The sequence below is a fragment of the Agrobacterium tumefaciens genome, from assembly GCA_025559845.1.
Classification (GTDB): Bacteria; Pseudomonadota; Alphaproteobacteria; order Rhizobiales; family Rhizobiaceae; genus Agrobacterium.
The window spans coordinates 1425791-1441525 of sequence record CP048469.1; the positions used below are offsets into that span (position 1 = coordinate 1425791).

Annotated in this window: 17 protein-coding genes and 1 pseudogene; 10 read left to right on the plus strand and 8 right to left on the minus strand. The window is 61.8% G+C overall.

Translation table 11 applies throughout. The features are described from left to right. Positions 1-17 precede the first annotated feature (17 nt). The gene (locus FY156_07225) at positions 18-368 is read left to right on the plus strand and encodes a helix-turn-helix transcriptional regulator (protein UXS01287.1); all 351 of its coding nucleotides are present in this window, start codon (positions 18-20) and stop codon (positions 366-368) included. Continuing rightward, positions 361-1539 (plus strand): arsenite efflux MFS transporter ArsK, encoded by a 1179-nt coding sequence (gene arsK, locus FY156_07230; GenBank protein ID UXS01288.1) that lies wholly within the window; start codon positions 361-363, stop codon positions 1537-1539. Before FY156_07225 ends, arsK begins: the two co-directional genes overlap by 8 nt. Here the strand turns inward: arsK and FY156_07235 are convergent. The 6 genes from FY156_07235 to FY156_07260 form a co-directional block, all read right to left on the minus strand. Continuing rightward, a complete protein-coding gene (locus FY156_07235) occupies positions 1536-2213 on the minus strand; it encodes a DUF4405 domain-containing protein (GenBank protein UXS01289.1) in 678 nt (225 codons plus the stop codon). The two genes, arsK and FY156_07235, sit on opposite strands and share 4 nt — an antisense overlap. Further along, positions 2210-2683, minus strand: coding sequence for a cytochrome P460 family protein (locus FY156_07240; protein UXS01290.1), 474 nt, complete (start codon positions 2681-2683; stop codon positions 2210-2212). Before FY156_07240 ends, FY156_07235 begins: the two co-directional genes overlap by 4 nt. Beyond that, positions 2676-3167 carry a cupin domain-containing protein gene (locus FY156_07245; GenBank protein ID UXS01291.1) on the minus strand — a complete coding sequence of 164 codons (492 nt, stop codon included), beginning with the start codon at positions 3165-3167 and terminating at the stop codon, positions 2676-2678. The genes FY156_07240 and FY156_07245 overlap by 8 nt, the downstream gene beginning before the upstream one ends. Before the next feature lie 3 nt (positions 3168-3170). Then, positions 3171-3515, minus strand: coding sequence for a carboxymuconolactone decarboxylase family protein (locus tag FY156_07250; GenBank protein ID UXS03063.1), 345 nt, complete (start codon positions 3513-3515; stop codon positions 3171-3173). Positions 3516-3676: 161 nt separating this feature from the next. After that, positions 3677-4777, minus strand: coding sequence for an alpha/beta hydrolase (locus tag FY156_07255; protein UXS01292.1), 1101 nt, complete (start codon positions 4775-4777; stop codon positions 3677-3679). Between the two features lie 51 nt (positions 4778-4828). Further along, positions 4829-5911 carry an alpha/beta fold hydrolase gene (locus FY156_07260; GenBank protein ID UXS03064.1) on the minus strand — a complete coding sequence of 361 codons (1083 nt, stop codon included), beginning with the start codon at positions 5909-5911 and terminating at the stop codon, positions 4829-4831. 313 nt (positions 5912-6224) lie between these two features. Here FY156_07260 and FY156_07265 point away from each other — a divergent pair, with 313 nt between their 5' ends. Continuing rightward, positions 6225-7538 (plus strand): adenylate/guanylate cyclase domain-containing protein, encoded by a 1314-nt coding sequence (locus tag FY156_07265; protein UXS01293.1) that lies wholly within the window; start codon positions 6225-6227, stop codon positions 7536-7538. A gap of 4 nt (positions 7539-7542) precedes the next feature. Here the strand turns inward: FY156_07265 and FY156_07270 are convergent, their stop codons facing one another. After that, the gene (locus tag FY156_07270) at positions 7543-8436 is read right to left on the minus strand and encodes a LysR family transcriptional regulator (GenBank protein ID UXS01294.1); all 894 of its coding nucleotides are present in this window, start codon (positions 8434-8436) and stop codon (positions 7543-7545) included. 134 nt (positions 8437-8570) lie between these two features. On the opposite strand from FY156_07270, the gene FY156_07275 reads away from it, so the two are divergent. The 5 genes from FY156_07275 to FY156_07295 all read left to right on the plus strand — a co-directional run bounded on the left by FY156_07275 (position 8571) and on the right by FY156_07295 (position 13308). Beyond that, positions 8571-10004 (plus strand): MFS transporter, encoded by a 1434-nt coding sequence (locus FY156_07275; GenBank protein ID UXS01295.1) that lies wholly within the window; start codon positions 8571-8573, stop codon positions 10002-10004. Positions 10005-10020: 16 nt separating this feature from the next. After that, positions 10021-11004 carry an aldo/keto reductase gene (locus FY156_07280; GenBank protein UXS01296.1) on the plus strand — a complete coding sequence of 328 codons (984 nt, stop codon included), beginning with the start codon at positions 10021-10023 and terminating at the stop codon, positions 11002-11004. Positions 11005-11019: 15 nt separating this feature from the next. Beyond that, positions 11020-12009, plus strand: coding sequence for an aldo/keto reductase (locus tag FY156_07285; protein UXS01297.1), 990 nt, complete (start codon positions 11020-11022; stop codon positions 12007-12009). Between the two features lies 1 nt (position 12010). Beyond that, positions 12011-12904 (plus strand): FAD:protein FMN transferase, encoded by an 894-nt coding sequence (locus tag FY156_07290; GenBank protein ID UXS01298.1) that lies wholly within the window; start codon positions 12011-12013, stop codon positions 12902-12904. 92 nt (positions 12905-12996) lie between these two features. Then, on the plus strand, positions 12997-13308 hold the full coding sequence (locus tag FY156_07295) for a hypothetical protein (GenBank protein ID UXS03065.1): 312 nt from the start codon (positions 12997-12999) through the stop codon (positions 13306-13308). A gap of 48 nt (positions 13309-13356) precedes the next feature. Here FY156_07295 and FY156_07300 read toward each other — a convergent pair whose 3' ends face one another. Further along, a complete protein-coding gene (locus FY156_07300) occupies positions 13357-14529 on the minus strand; it encodes an MFS transporter (protein UXS01299.1) in 1173 nt (390 codons plus the stop codon). Positions 14530-14617: 88 nt separating this feature from the next. Between FY156_07300 and FY156_07305 the strand changes: the two genes are divergently transcribed. Both FY156_07305 and FY156_07310 read left to right on the plus strand, forming a co-directional pair. Next, a complete protein-coding gene (locus tag FY156_07305) occupies positions 14618-15115 on the plus strand; it encodes an Lrp/AsnC family transcriptional regulator (protein ID UXS01300.1) in 498 nt (165 codons plus the stop codon). 76 nt (positions 15116-15191) lie between these two features. Beyond that, positions 15192-15683, plus strand: a pseudogene (locus FY156_07310) (AAA family ATPase). Positions 15684-15735 lie beyond the last annotated feature (52 nt).

Consider the following 15735-nt stretch of genomic DNA (forward strand, 5'->3'; position numbering starts at 1 on the left):
TCAAGGATTATTGAAACATGGAAGAACGTCAAGCCCTCGCATCCTTCGGCGCGCTGTCACAGGAAAGCCGGCTACAGATCGTGCGGATGCTGGTGGTGGCGGGTCCGGACGGCATGTCGGCGGGGTCGATTGCCGAACGGCTGGAAGCCTCGCCCTCCAACGTCTCGTTCCATTTGAAGGAGCTGGACCGTGCCGGTCTGATCGGCCAGCAACGCGAGGCGCGCTCGATCATCTACACCGCCAATTACGATGCGCTGAGCGGTCTGGTGCGCTTCCTGCTGGAAGACTGCTGCGCCGGACACCCGGACATCTGCAAGCCCATGTCCTGCAAATCAGAAATGAACGCGGACGGAAAACCAATTGTCTGATCGTGTGCCTGTTGCCGCCGTCCTGCTGCTGGGCGTTACCCAGAACATCGGTTACGGCACGCTCTATTACAGTTTCAGCATTCTCGCGCCCGATATGGCCGGGCATTTCGGGCTTTCGCAGCAATGGGTGTTTGCCGCGCTGTCCGTGGCGCTCATGGTTGGTGGGTTGACGGCGCCGTGGCTTGGCACGCTGTTTGACCGGCTGGGCGCGGCAAAGGTCATGACGGCAGGCTCGGCGGTGGCGGCGGCAGCACTGGTTGCCTGTGCCTACGCACCGGAAAAGGCATCCTACGCCGCCGCGCTGATCGTGATGGAGGTGGCGGCCAACCTCGTTCAGTATGGCGCGGCCTTTGCGCTTCTGGTGCAGCTTCAGCCGCAGGTCGCCGCACGCAGCATCACCTATCTGACGCTGATTGCCGGTTTTGCCTCCACCATCTTCTGGCCGATCACCACGGCACTGCACGCCCATCTGTCGTGGCAGCAGGTCTATCTGGTGTTTGCCGCCCTGAACCTCTTGATCTGCCTGCCGTTTCACGCCTGGCTTGCCGCGACCGTGGTAAAGTCGCGCAATGCCCCTGCCCGCGAGGTTCAGCTTGTCGAAGGCGTCCTGCCTGGAGAGCATCGAAAGCTTGGATTTGTGCTGATGGTGGCGGGCTTCTCCCTGACCTCGCTGGTCAGCGCCGCCGTGCTGGTGCACATGGTGCCGCTGCTGTCCGGCCTCGGGCTTGGCGCAACCGCCGCCATGATCGCCACCCTGTTCGGCCCCTCACAGGTGGCGAGCCGGTTGATCAACATGGTGTTTGGCAAGGGCATCGATGCGGCGCATCTGGCCATCATCGCCGCCGCGCTGATGCCGGCAGGCGTGATGACGCTGGCCGTTTCAGCACCCTCCATCGCGGGCGCCATGGTCTTCGCCGTGGTCTTCGGCATGGGCAACGGCCTGTTGAGCATCGTGATCGGCGCCTTGCCGCTCCACCTCTTCGGCAGCCAGGGTTATGGCAGGCTGCAGGGAAAGATGATGGCGGCGCGTCTGATCGTCTCCGCACTCGCCCCCTTCGCGCTGGCACTTGCCATGTCCGCCATTGGCATTGGCGCTTCGCTTGCGGTCACGGCAACCCTTGGCGCATCGGCGATCGCCCTCTTCGTCGGCTTGGCAAGACTGGCGCGTTAGACACCTGATCTGCCGCGTCTGACAAGCAGCAGGACGTAATGGGTCACGGCGGCAAACAGCCCGACGATCGACGCGTAGTTGACGAAGAACTGCAGCGTTGAGGCGTTGAAATCCCACATATCCAGCGCGTAGGTCAGCATCAGCTTCGAGCCGAAACCAATCTCGACCGTGCTTCTGACACCATGCGCTGCAACGGCCGCTGTCACCACCCGCAGACCCGCCGTGCGCCAGCGGCTTTTGCCGTCGAGACGCAACAGCGCGGCGCAGGCAGTCATCACCACCTGCCAGCGGGTGCCGAGATGGATGGCAACGACAAGCAGCACCCAATAGGCCGCAAACATGTGCAGCTCCCGCACAGCAAAGGCGCCGTCGAGCGCCATGAACGGCAGGAGGTCGCGCGAGATCAGCAGGCTCGTCACCAGCATGATCGTCATGCCCAGGGCGAGACAGGCGATGGTCGCCAGATTGACGATGCGCACGGCATCAAGCCTGCGCTTCGCCACGCCGCCATACCAGCGCCGATTGAAGACATTGTGCCCGATGACCAGCGCGAACAGGGCCGTGCCGAAGATCTCATGCGCAAGATTATCGAGCCACCAGTAGGCCAGACAGGCGACAATCAGCGCGATGGCAACGACATCGAGCAGCAGGCGCAGACGAAAGACGGCATTCATTCGAATTCGAACCGGCGCATGTCATTGAAGGTATAGAGGAAGTCCCGGTCTGCCCGCGATGTGTGGCAGCGCTGACAGCGCGCCGTGTTCTCTTCCATGTTGATCGAGCCATCGGGCTTGAACCACTGAAACTGCCAGTCGGCGGTGCGGCGGTTTTCATCATAGTCCTGCCCCCAGCCCTCGCCTTTTTCCATGATGAAATAACGGAAGACCTCGCCACCGCGATAATCGACCAGCGCCACATGCGTACCGTTGGGGATCGGCTCGCCCCGCTTGACCGCCTCGATCGCTTCCCGCGTCGTCATGATATGCTCCGTCACCTCACCCCGCGTCACCGTGGTGTAATGGACGAGCTTGCTGATATCCGGCATGGTCGCCCGCGTCGGCTCTGCCTGAACCTGCATGCCGACGAGAACGACGGCGCCGGTGACGAAAGCGGCAGCACCCGCCATCCTGAAAACCTTATTCATCGGCGCCCCCGTTTTTCAGGCCATATTGTGCGTCGGTCACGTGTTTCATCCACTCCACCGTCTTGCCATCAAGGGCTTCCGCAACGGCGATATGCGCCATGCCGCTTTCGGGCGACGCCCCGTGCCAATGTTTGACGCCGGGCGGTATCCACACCACGTCTCCGGGAACGATCTCCTCAATCTCGCCATCCCAGTGCTGCACGCGCCCCACGCCCTCCGTCACGATCAGGGTCTGACCGAGCGGATGGGTGTGCCATGCGGTTCGGGCAGCCGGCTCGAAGGTAACGAGGCCACCACCAACCCGGGCGGGCGATGGCGTCTGAAACCGCGACTGCACTGTCACGGAGCCAGTGAAGTTTTCCGCAGAGCCTGCGGTCGCAGTCGCAACACTCGAACGCGTAACCTTCACGGCGCGGTCGGGTTCAGCAAAAGCTGCGGTGGCGCTCAGGGCTGCAGCGACAGTAACCAGCGATGTCGTGTTCATGGATCAGTCCTCCGCAAACACGTCTTTGGCGATCGCGACAGCCGAGACACCACTCGGCCAGCCGGAATAGAAGGCCATATGCGTGATGGTCTCGACGATCTCCTCCTCCGTCAGACCATTCTGTCGGCCAAGACGGATATGTGAGCGCAACTGATCGGGACGATTGAGCGCAATCAGCGCCGTGATCGTCACAAGGCTGCGGTCGCGTTTGGAGAGTTCGGGGCGTTCCCAGATATCGGCGTAGAGGACACCATCGGTCAGTTCGGCGAGCTTTGGCGCGGTCTCGCCCATCAGTTGCTGGGCACGGCTCTGCTGTGGCGAAGGTGTCGTGGTCTGGGCTTGGGTCATCGTAACGGAAACGAGAATGAGAGTGACGCTGGTGGCGAAAAACAGGCTTCTGGTCAGTCGCTTCAAAGGGAACTCCTTGCATGGCACAGGGGATGGCCGGGGCGATGCGGCATGGCAACGCCCTGATCTTTTTTCGAGGGGAATGAAAAAACGGGACGGTTTCAGACGAGCGTTCGGCCGAAGAACGGGGTCAGCTTGTCGAGCGCCGCATCGACATATTCCGGCACCCAGTAGGTTTCGATGTGTCTGGCGCCGGCAATCCTGAAGAGTTCCTTGTCCTTCGTGCCGGTGGCCCGGGGGAACGCGTCTTCCGTCATGTAAAGCGTATCGGCTTCGCTGCCGGCGATCATCAGCAAGGGGACGTCGATCAGCTCGATTTCGTCGGTCGCATCCCAGCGCATCAGATCCATCAGGCTGCTCATGGTGTAACGGAAGGTCGAGCCCGGATGCGCATGGGTGCGCCAGTAATAGTGATAACCCTGACGATAGAGATCGAAGGGCAAGGCTTCGATCTGCGCATCGGTCAGGTTGGCATCACCGGCATAAAGCACCTCTCCACCGGCCGCTTCCTGAGCGCGGGCGGCGGACGCCTGCTGCAGCCGCGTCTGTATCGTTTCGAGCTGCGAGTCCTGAAAACCGTTGCGGCGAACGCGGCCGGAATTGAACATGCTGAGCGTGGCAACCGCCCTGAAACGCTTGTCGGTCTTGGCCGCCGCCAGCGAATATCCGCCGCCGCCGCAGATGCCGAGCAGCCCCAGCCGCGCCGTATCGACACCGGGAAAACGGCTGATGAAATCGGCCATGCCGTGAATGTCCTCGATGCGATGCTGCGGTTTGTCGACGCTGCGCGGCGCCCCGCCGCTTCCGCCCTGATAGGCTGCGTCGGCCGTGATGGTGATGAAACCGCGCTCCGCCAGACGCTGGGCGTAAAGCCCGGTGGTCTGTTCCTTCACGCCGCCATTCGGGTGAGCCAGCACGATGGCGGGGTATTTTTGCGCGGGGTCGTAATTGGCAGGGGTATAGACATTGGCAACGATGTCGAGACCAGCAAGCCTGTATGTCACCGGGTGGATATTCACCTTGCCCGGTTCGTTTTTGGTGATCGCACCGTCATAGACCAGCGTGAACGGGTTCTGTTTGTAATCGGCTGCGACAGCCTCGGTCGTGCTCATGGTTGATACTCCGAAAATTGCGCCGGAAACGAAAAACGCCGTGGCGCCGAGAAACCTGCGTCTCGCGCCGTTGATGATGTCATTGCTCATGCAGAGGCTCCTTGTCAGATCGGGCCGGGTTTTTGCCCATGCGCCGCTTGCTCAATCGAGCGCCTTGTCGGTGAGGAATTGCGAGATCTGGTCGGCGATCTCGACGTTGTTCAGGTCCGACATCAGAAAATGCGTGCCGCCCTTGGTGCCCTTTTCCGGCAGGTGCACCAGCGTGGCGTCGCCACCGTGTCTGTTGACGGCATCGACCCAGAGCTTCGCCATCGCCAGCCGCACACGCCAGTTGTCCTGGCCGCGCTCTGCGGTCGGTTCGGTCGGGAAATTGTCGCCGTAATAGATGACGATCGGCAGACGGGTCAGCTTTTCGAAATCGGCAGCAGGGACCGCCTCGCCCTTCAGCGTGCCAGCCGCACTCGGCATGTCGGCAGGCACCTCACCTTCTGGAAAGATGAAACCGCTGCCCGGCTCCAGCGCCACGATGGCCTTGACGTTCGGGTTCCTGATCGCCGTCAGCCAGCCGGGGCCACCGGCCTGCGAATGGGTGAACAGAATGGCGGGACCGGTCCGGTCGAACAGAGCCGACATGGCATCCGAAATCACCTTCGCATCAAAAGGACCGGTATTGGGTGTGACCGAGCGGAAAAACTGGTCGAGTGCGGCCGGGTCACGCGAGAACTGCACGTTCCCGAAATAATCGGGCCATTTGCCAATGCGGAACTGGTCGAAAAACAACTGGTCGTAAGGCGTCGGCTCGATGGTCGTCGCCACCGTGCTGTTGCCCGCCCGGCCCCGGCGCGGCTGATCGACGAGATAGGTGGAATAACCGCGACGCAGGAAGATGTTCTGAAAACCCTCACGTCCATCCGGCGTGGTTTCCCAGCTGCGCGCCGACTGAAAGGCACCATGCAGCATGACGATGGGCAGCGGCCTCGGGTTCTCCGGTACCTGATAGAAAACATAGGCGTGGTCGCCGTGGAGCGACTGTCCCTCGGCACTAGGCGCATTGTTGTTGTAGGTGCCCGGCGTCTTTGCCACCGTGCCGCCCACGGCAAAACTGCCCTGCTGCTGAATGACGATGGGGCCGGGTTTGGCCGCCTCCGCCCATGCCGATGGCGATGCCATCAGGCCACCGGAGAGCACCAGTACCGACGCCAGCGATTTGAAATTCTGTCTCATCATACCCGTCTCAAGAATTGCGATGAGAAACGATATCGCGGTCGCTTTGACGGGATTAGCGGCTGGAAACCGGATGAGGTTATTAGCCCCACTTATCAATCACAGAGTGTTGATTACTATTTCGACCTCACCCGAAAAAATACCGCTGCGCCAAAGCGGCTGAAAACCGTTCAAACGGCTGATCGCATTCGGATTTTTACGAAATCTCGCAAAAAACGTCGCCACAAGATTGTCCAGATTCCCACGTTTGCGCGTTGATACCGGGAGTAGCCGTCTGCTTCGCTCCGCGGCTTACATCAACTGTCGTGGAGATATGCCGTTGGAGATAAAAACGCCTGCGCTCGATCCCGCCCTCCGCGCCACGGCATTTGCCGAACGTCGCGGTTTTGAGCTTGCGGTCTACGGCCGCACCGTTGCGGCGGTGCTGATGGCCGGAACGGCGTTCTGGGGGTATCACTATCCCAACAATCTCTGGGTCGCCGGGCTGTTTCTGCTGCTGGCGGCGATCGGTCTGCTGCCGCTGGCGGCCGAAGAGACGCGTTACGAAGTCCCCTCACGCTATGCCTTCTTTGCCATGGATGCGCTGCTGATTTCGGCCGTCCTGTCCTTCGTGCCATTGAGCAGCGGCGAGATGGTGCCGCAGAACCTCGTCTTTCTGACCAGCCGCGATCATTTTTATTACATCGTCATCGTCGCCTCGGTGCTGACGCTCTCCCCACGCCTCGTCGTATGGACCGGTGTGTGGTGCATGGCGGGGCTCTCGGCATCGATCGGCTGGATCGTTTTCAGCCTGGGCGACTTCCTGACTTACGAAAACCTGCCGCTCGCGCCGAAACGGGAGGTGTTTTATTCGGTGGTGCTGAGCCCGCATTTTCTCGGCATGGCCTCCAGACTGCAGGAGGTGCTGATTATCGGCGCGGTCACGGGCATTGCCGCCCTCGCCGTGCATCGCGCCCGGCACATGGTGCAGGCCAGAGCCGTGGCCGAAACCGGACGGCGGCGCATGCAGCGGATCTTCGGCAAATACGTGCCGCCGCATGTGGTACGCGAACTTGCCAGCAATGAAGGCTATCTCCGCCCGCAGATGCGCGAGGCAACGCTGCTGTTTGCCGATGTCGAAGGTTTTACCGCGCTATCGGAACAGCTTTTCCCCGAAGTGCTGATTGCGGTGCTGAACGAACTCTTTTCCGCCACCGCAGGCGTCATTGCCCGCAATGGCGGTCTTGTCGTCAGCTACATGGGCGATGCCTTCATCGCCTCCTTCAACGCGCCGCTGCCGGTCGACGACCATGCCGAACGCGCCATCGCCTCGGCCCGCGAAATCCTGCGGCTGACAGACCAGAAAAAATTTGGCGGCCACAGCCTGAAACTGCGCATCGGCATTGCCACCGGCCCGGTTGCCGCCGGGACGGTCGGCAGCGATGACCGGCTGTCCTACACGCTTTACGGCGATACCGTGAACCTGGCGCAGCGGCTGGAAGCGCTGAACAAGGATCATGACACGCGCTGCCTGCTGAGCGGCGAAACGGCAAAGGCGGCGGGCCATGCCGTCGGGCTGACCTATCTCGGCGCGGCGAATGTGCGCAACCGGCAAAAGCCCGTCGATCTCTATGTGCTGAACGACTGAAACCCTATCCGCGGTAACGCAGCGCATCGACCACCAGCGCAAAGGCTGGCGAGGCATGGCGCCGGTTCGGATAATAGAGGTGGTAGCCCGCAAACGGCGCACACCAGTCTTCCAGCACCCGGATCAGCTCGCCCTTCGCAATGTGCTCCTCCACCAGATCTTCCGGCATATAGGCCAGGCCGAAACCGCGTTTGACGGCATCGAGCCGCATGGCGATGTTGTTGAATACGAGCTGCCCCTCGACACGGACCTTCAGTTCGTGGCCGTCCTTCTCGAACTCCCAGGCAAGAATGTTGCCATAGGTCGGCATGCGGATCTGGATGCAATTGTGGCTGGTCAGATCTTCGGGAACCTCCGGCCAGAGGTTCTGCTGGAAATAGGAGGGCGAACCGACCACAGCCATGCGCATTTCCGGGCCGATCCTGACCGCGATCATGTCCTTGGCCAGTTGTTCGCCAAGCCGCACGCCCGCGTCATAGCGCTCCGCAACAATGTCCGTCAGGCCGTAATCGACGGTGATCTCGACGTTGATATCGGGATATTGCGGAATGAATTTTTCAAGCGCGGGCGCAAGCACCGAGATTGCCGCATGTTCGCCGGTCGTGATGCGAATGGTGCCGGCGGGTTTGTCGCGCATGTCACTCAGCGCAGACAGCTCCGCCTGTATCTCATCGAAGCGCGGTCCTGCCGTCTGCAACAGCCGCTCGCCCGCCGCCGTCGGTGAAACGCGGCGCGTGGTTCGGGTGAGCAGGCGAAGTCCCAGCCGCTCCTCAAGACCGCGCACCGTCTGGCTGAGCGCCGATTGCGAGACACCGAGCTTGACGGCTGCGCGGGTAAAACTCTCCTCGCGCGCCACGGTGACGAAGGCGATCAGATCGTTGAAATTTTCCTGCGGCATTTATTAGGTGTCCTTATAGCCTCATGCTGATTACTGCCTCTAATCGATAAGGTCGGCAAGCAATATCTTCAGAGCATCGAAACCGCAGCCTTGCCGTGGAGGACGGCCAAGCGCCCGCGCAGAACGGAATGACGATGCCCGAAAGACACTTGACCGCCTCCCCGCAACACAAGACCGCAATCCTCGCCATCATCCTCATCAGCTACGTGATGATCGTGCTGGACATATCGGTCGTGTTGACCGGACTTCCGAAAATCCACCACGAACTCGGCTTTACCGATGCCGGCCTTGCCTGGGTGCAGAGCGCCTATACGCTGACCTTCGGCGGTTTCCTGCTTCTGGGTGCGCGTGCCGGTGACATTCTCGGCCGTCGCCGCATGTTCATCACCGGCATGGCGATCTTCACGCTGGCCTCGCTTGCCATCGGCGCCTCGCAATCTGCCGCCTGGATGCTGGCATGGCGGGCCATTCAGGGCCTCGGCTCGGCCATTCTCGCACCCGCCACGCTTGCCCTGCTGCAGACCAATTTCGAGGAAGGCGATGAACGCGTGCGCGCCGTTTCGCTCTACAGTGCGGCGGCCGGTGTGTCGGCGACTGTCGGCCTGATCGTCGGCGGGCTGCTGGCCGACTGGCTGTCCTGGCGTGTCGGCTTCCTCATCAACCTGCCGATCGGCATTGCCATGATCCTTGCAGCCCGCGCCTACATCAAGGAAACCGGCAGACAGCCCGGCACCTTCGATATTCCCGGTGCGCTGACCTCGACCACGGGCATGAGCGGCCTCGTCTACGGTTTCATCCGTTCGGCGCAGGCCGGATGGGACGGCACGACCATCGGCATCATTGCCCTGTCGCTCATCCTGCTCGCCACCTTCTTGCGCATCGAGCGCCGCGCGAAACAGCCGATCCTGCCGCTGCGCCTGTTTTCGGATATCGAACGTTCCGGTGCCTATGGCGCCCGCGTTCTTTACCTCGGCGCAATGGTCGGTTTCTTCTTTTTCACGACGCTCTATCTGCAGGAGGTCGCGGGGCTGCGCCCGGCGCTCACAGGCATTGCCTTCGTTCCAGCCACAGCCCTGCATGTGCCCGTTGCCATGATCGTGCCGCGCCTGATCCGCCGGTTTGGCCGCAACGCGGTGCTTGTTGCCGGCATGATGGTCGGTATCGTGGCAATGGCCTGGCTGAGCCGCGCCGGCGTCGGCTCAAGCTACTGGACAGCGATTGCCATGCCCATGCTGCTGATCGGCATCAGCCAGGGTCTGACGCTGAGCCCGCTCACCTCATCCGGCGTTGCCCGCGTCGACAATGCGGATGCCGGTGCAGCCTCCGGCGCAGTCAATGTCGCCCACCAGATGGGTGCATCGGTCGGCCTCAGCGTATTGATCGCCATTGCGGCCATCGGTTCTGCTGGCCTCAGCGGCGCTGACCTGACGGCCTACCGTGTGTCCCACGCCTTCGATGCCGGAACGGCTATGCTCGTTCTGACATTGATCATTGCTCTTCTGACAATCGTGCCTGCGGCCTCGCGCCAGGCAAACTCCAACGCCGTGCCGACTGAGCGCACGGCCTGACCCGAAGGAGAATAAAATGCAAAATCGCAAACTCGGAACGCTCGACGTCTCCGCCCTCGGCCTTGGCTGCATGGGCCTCAGTTTCGGTTATGGCGCAGCGACCGACACGAAGGACGCCATTGCGCTGATCCGCGCCGCCCATGACCGTGGCGTGACCTTCTTCGACACCGCGCAGGTCTACGGCCCCTTCACCAATGAAGAACTGGTTGGCGAAGCGCTGCAGCCGTTCCGCGACAAGGTGGTCATCGCCACCAAGTTCGGTTTCGAACTGCCGAGCCCGGATGGGGGCCAGCACATGAACAGCCGCCCCGATTACGTGCGCCAGTCGGTCGAGGCCTCGCTGAAGCGCCTGCGCACCGATGTCATCGATCTGCTTTATCAGCATCGTGTCGACCCGAATGTGCCGATCGAAGATGTGGCGGGCGTGGTGAAGGACCTGATTGCCGAAGGCAAGGTCAAGCATTTCGGTCTTTCCGAGGCCGGTGCACAGACCATTCGCAGAGCGCATGCGGTGCAGCCGGTCACGGCGCTGCAGAGCGAATATTCGCTGTTCTGGCGCGAGCCGGAAAAGGAGATCATTCCAACGCTGGAAGAGCTTGGCATCGGCTTCGTGCCGTTCAGCCCGCTCGGCAAGGGTTTCCTGACCGGCAAGATCGACGCCTCGGCAACCTTTGCGCCCGGTGATTTCCGCAGCGTCGTGCCGCGTTTCCAGGCCGAAAACCTGAAAGCCAACACGGCACTGGTGGAAGCCCTGACGCAGATTGCCGACGCCAAGGGCGTGACACCGGCGCAGATCGCCCTCGCCTGGCTTCTTGCCCGCAAACCCTGGATCGTGCCGATCCCCGGCACCACCAAGCTGCACCGTCTGGAAGAAAATCTCGGTGCCGCGACTGTTGAACTGAGCGCGCAGGACGCCGCCGAAATCGCCGATGCGCTGGCAAAGATCGATATCGTCGGCGACCGCTACCCGGCCCATCTGCAAGCCCGCGTCGGCAAGTAACAACGGGAGAAACCCATGAAAAAGAGAACTATCGGAAACCTCGAGGTTTCCGCCCTCGGCCTTGGCTGCATGAGCATGAGCTCGGCTTATGGCCCGGCCGCCGACCGGGGCGACATGATCGCGCTGATCCGCCACGCCCATGACCGGGGCATCACCCTGTTCGACACCGCCGAAGCCTACGGCCCCTTCGTCAATGAAGAGCTGCTGGGCGAAGCCCTGTCACCGATCCGCGACAGCGTGGTCATCGCCACCAAATTCGGTTTCGACATCGACCTTGAAACCGGCGAACGGCGCGGCGGCACCAACAGCCGCCCGGAGCATATTCGTGCCGTGGCCGAAGCCAGCCTCAAGCGGCTGAAGACCGACCGTATCGATCTGTTTTACCAGCATCGCGTCGATCCGGCCGTGCCGATCGAGGACGTCGCCGGTGCGGTGAAAGACCTGATTGCCGAAGGCAAGGTCAAGCATTTCGGCCTTTCGGAAGCCGGTGTGGCGACCATTCGCAAGGCCCATGCCGTGCAGCCGGTGGCCGCCGTGCAGAGCGAATATTCGCTGTTCTGGCGTGGTCCGGAGGCGGAGCTTCTGCCGGCGCTTGAAGAACTCGGCATCGGTTTCGTGCCGTTCAGTCCGCTTGGCGCCGGTTTCCTGACCGGCAAGATCGATGAGAACACCACCTTCGACCCGACCGACTTCCGCAACAGCGTGCCGCGCTTTACGCCGGAGGCACGCAAGGCGAATTTCGCGCTGGTCGACGCCATCACGGTCATCGCCGAAAACAAGCGCGCCACAACCGCCCAGGTGGCGCTGGCCTGGCTGCTGGCGCAAAAACCGTGGATCGTGCCGATCCCCGGCACGACCAAACAGCACCGTCTGGACGAAAACCTTGGCAGCGTCGATCTGCAACTGACCGCAGCCGACCTCACGGAAATCGACGCCGTGCTGTCCAGGATCGAGGTGGTTGGCGACCGGCTCCCCGAAGCCGCCATGAAGATGACGGGCCGCTGAGATGGATGGCGTGCCGAACTGCCGTTTCAGCTTCGATGCCATCGGCACGCGCTTCGAGATCGACACGCCACAACCGCTTTCGACCACCATGCGAGAGCGCGTGCTTGAGCTGACAGAAGACTTCGACAGGCTCTATTCGCGCTTTCGCGACACCTCACTGATCGCAGAGATCGCCGCTGCCAAAGGCGGTGGCGTCTTTGCCTTTCCGCCTGATGCGGCGGTGATGTTCGACCTCTATGACCGGCTTCACACAGCAACCGATGGCGCGGTCGATCCGCTGGTTGGCGCCGATCTCGAGCGGCTGGGGTATGACCGCAGCTATTCGCTTGTCTCAACCTGTGACACGGCACCCTGCCCGGCATCGCAACGCCCGGCATGGAACCGAGATATCACGAGACATGGCGCGACACTCACGACCGGACGACCGTTGACCATCGATCTCGGCGCACTCGGCAAGGGCCGGCTTGTCGACCTGATCGCCGACCTGCTGAAATCGAAAGACATCGAGGATTTCCTTGTCGATGGCAGCGGCGACATGCGGCATCGGGGCAACCTGCCTGTAACCGTCGGGCTGGAAGATCCACGCGATCCTTCACGCGTTATCGGCATCGCCACGCTTGCCGATGGCGCACTCTGCGCCTCGTCGGTCAATCGTCGCGCCTGGGGCGATGGGCTGCACCACGTTGTCGATGGCCGCACCGGGCGACCGACGCACGATGTCATCGCCACATGGGCGATGGCGGCAGATGCAGCGACGGCCGATGGCCTTGCCACGGCGCTGTTCTTCGCCCCGGCCGCACGTCTGAGGCAGGCATTCGATTTCTCTTTCGTCCGCCTGTTCGCCGATGGCCGCGCCGAAGTTTCCGACAACTTCGATGGCGAAGTTTTCACCTGAGAAAGGACATTGATATGACCAGCCAGACCAGAACCATGCTGATGGCATCGGCTCTCGTGCTGACACTTGCCGGAGCGGCCGATGCGCAGGGCGTGAACCGCAGCCGATATGTTGATGGTGACTATGAAGCGACCGGCCAATATGGCGGCCAGCCGTCTTTCGTAACCGTGCGCGTCACCTTGCAAAACGACATCATCACCGCCGTCACGGTGACACCGCATGCCTATGTCCCAAGGTCGCTGGAACTGCAGCGCGCCTTTGCGGCGGCAGTGCCAGATGTCGTGGTTGGCAGGCGCATCGATCAGGTCAAGGTCGGCAAGCTGGCGGGGTCCAGCGGCACGCCGAAGGGTTTCAACGCGGCTCTCAGGCAGATCAGGGATCAGGCGGCGCGCAAAGCCGGATGAGGCAACGGCCGGTCGAAACCGGCCGCCACACATGTTCGGGGAACGGTGTTATTCCGCCGCCGCCCGGGCATACTCCGCATCGGCTCCAAGCCGTGCGATGAAGGCCAGAGCCAGCGCGATGAGCGACAGAATGGCGCCTGCCCAGTTTGGTGAGGCAAGACCGAAACCGGCCGCAATGGTGGCGCCGCCCGCCCAGGCACCAAGCGCGTTGCCGAGATTGAACATGCCGATATTGACCGAAGCGGCGATGGTTGGCGCACCGGCGGCATTGGCGCGGTCCATGACCAGCTTCTGGATCGGCGAAACCGTGGCAAAACCGAAGGCCGCCATGAGGAAGACCGAGGCCGAAGCGACCACGGCATTTTCAACGCCAGCCCAGAACACCATCAGGATGGCAGCCTGTGCGGCAAGCGTCACAAACAGCGTGCCGAACAGCGAGCGGTCGGCAAAACGCCCGCCCACCCAGTTGCCGACGGCAAGGCCAAGACCGAAGAGAACCATCAGCCGCGCCACACCGGCTTCCGAAAAACCACCCTCCTCGATCATCATCGGCGCGATATAGGTGATCGAGGTGAAGAAGGCCGCCGGGCCGAAAACGGTGATGCCCATGGCCAGCAACACCTGCGGATCGGTGAAGGCACGCAGCTCGCGGCGCAGGGCAATGGCCTTGCCCGCCTTGATCTGCGGCACCAGCAAAGCAACGCTGACAATGGTGACAACACCGATGGCGGCCGAAAGCCAGAACACCAGCCGCCAGTCATAGACCTGTGCCAGCCATGTCGCGGCGGGAACGCCGACGAGATTGGCCATCGTCAGGCCGGAGAACATGAAGGCGATCGCACGCGCCTGCCGGTCAGGTGCCACCAGCGAGGCGGCGATGATGGAACCGATGCCGAAGAACGCACCGTGGTTGAAGGAGGTGATGATGCGTCCCGTCAGCGCAATCGACAGGGTCGGCGCAATGGCGGTGATGACATTGCCAAGCGTGAAGATGACCGCAAGACCGATCAGCATCGTCTTTCTGGGCACCCTCGCCCCCAGCACGGTCAGAACAGGTGCGCCGACAAACACACCCAGCGCATAGGTGGTGGCCATGAGACCGGCCGTCGGTATGTCGACGCCGAACTCCTGGGCGATCTGCGGCAGGATGCCGGCGACGACGAATTCGGTCAATCCGATACCGAAAGCGCCGACGGCCAGCGCGAGAAGAGCCAAGGGCATGATGAAACTCCAGATAGGCAATTGTCTTCCGAATAAAATTCGGCGTTAATGGCCATATGGTGGAATGAAATTCGGAGGTAAAGCCTAAATGGCAACTGAAGTTGAAGAAAAAGATACGGTTCGGCAAACACGCCATCACCCTGCCGATATCGATGCGACAGACCGAAAAATATTAGGCGTGCTCGCCGAGGATGCCTCCGCCAGCTACGCCGAACTCAGCAAGATCGTGAATCTCTCCGCCCCCGCCGTGCACGAACGCGTCAAGCGTCTGAAGCGCGATGGCGTCATCAAGGGCACGGTTGCCCAGCTCGACGGCTGCAAACTCGGCCGCTCGCTGCTGACCTTTCTGGTGATCGATACCAGCAGCTACAACGCAACGCGCGAATTGCTGAAATTCACCAAACGGCCCGAGGTCGAAGAGCTGCATACCGTGGCGGGCGATGGCTGCGTGCTGGTCAAAGTGCGGGCTGTCGATACGGAATCGCTCGAAAACTTCCTGATGGAAATTCAAAGCCTCGAAGGGGTGCGCTCCGTGCGCAGTTACATCGCCCTTTCGACCTTTCTGGAGCGTGGGCCTTACCCCTGAACGGCAGACATCACGGCGTCACGGGCTCATGGCGTCATGGCGTCGAAGATGGAACGGGGTCGATCGGGAGGGTGACATGCTGATTATTCTGGGCGGCCTGCCCGGTTCGGGAAAAAGCACCATCGCGCAGGCTCTCGCCGCACGCATCGGCGCCTGTTACCTCAGGGTCGATACGCTGGAGCAGGCGATCCGTTCGTGCCTGCCGGACGGATGCGATGTCGGACCGGCCGGCTACATCGGCCTTTACCGGCTGGCGGCGGACAATCTGCGGCTCGGCCAGACCGTGATTGCCGATTCCGTCAACGCAACGGAGATCACCCGCAAGGCCTTCAGGCAGGTGGCGGCGGAGACCGACCGCCGATAAATCGAGATTGAAATCCGCTGCTCGGATGCGACCACCCATCGTCACCGCGCGGAGACCCGCCCTTCGACCATCGAAGGCCTGACACCGCCCACATGGGCGGCAATCGAGGCGCGCAGCTTCGAACCGTGGACGACTGACCTCAGCCTCGACACATTTCGCCTGTCGGTCGAAGACAGTGTGGCTAAGATCATGGCTTTGCTCTGATGGATTGTCCCCGTGAGAATTACCACCGCAATTGTAAGGTTCTGACAACCTT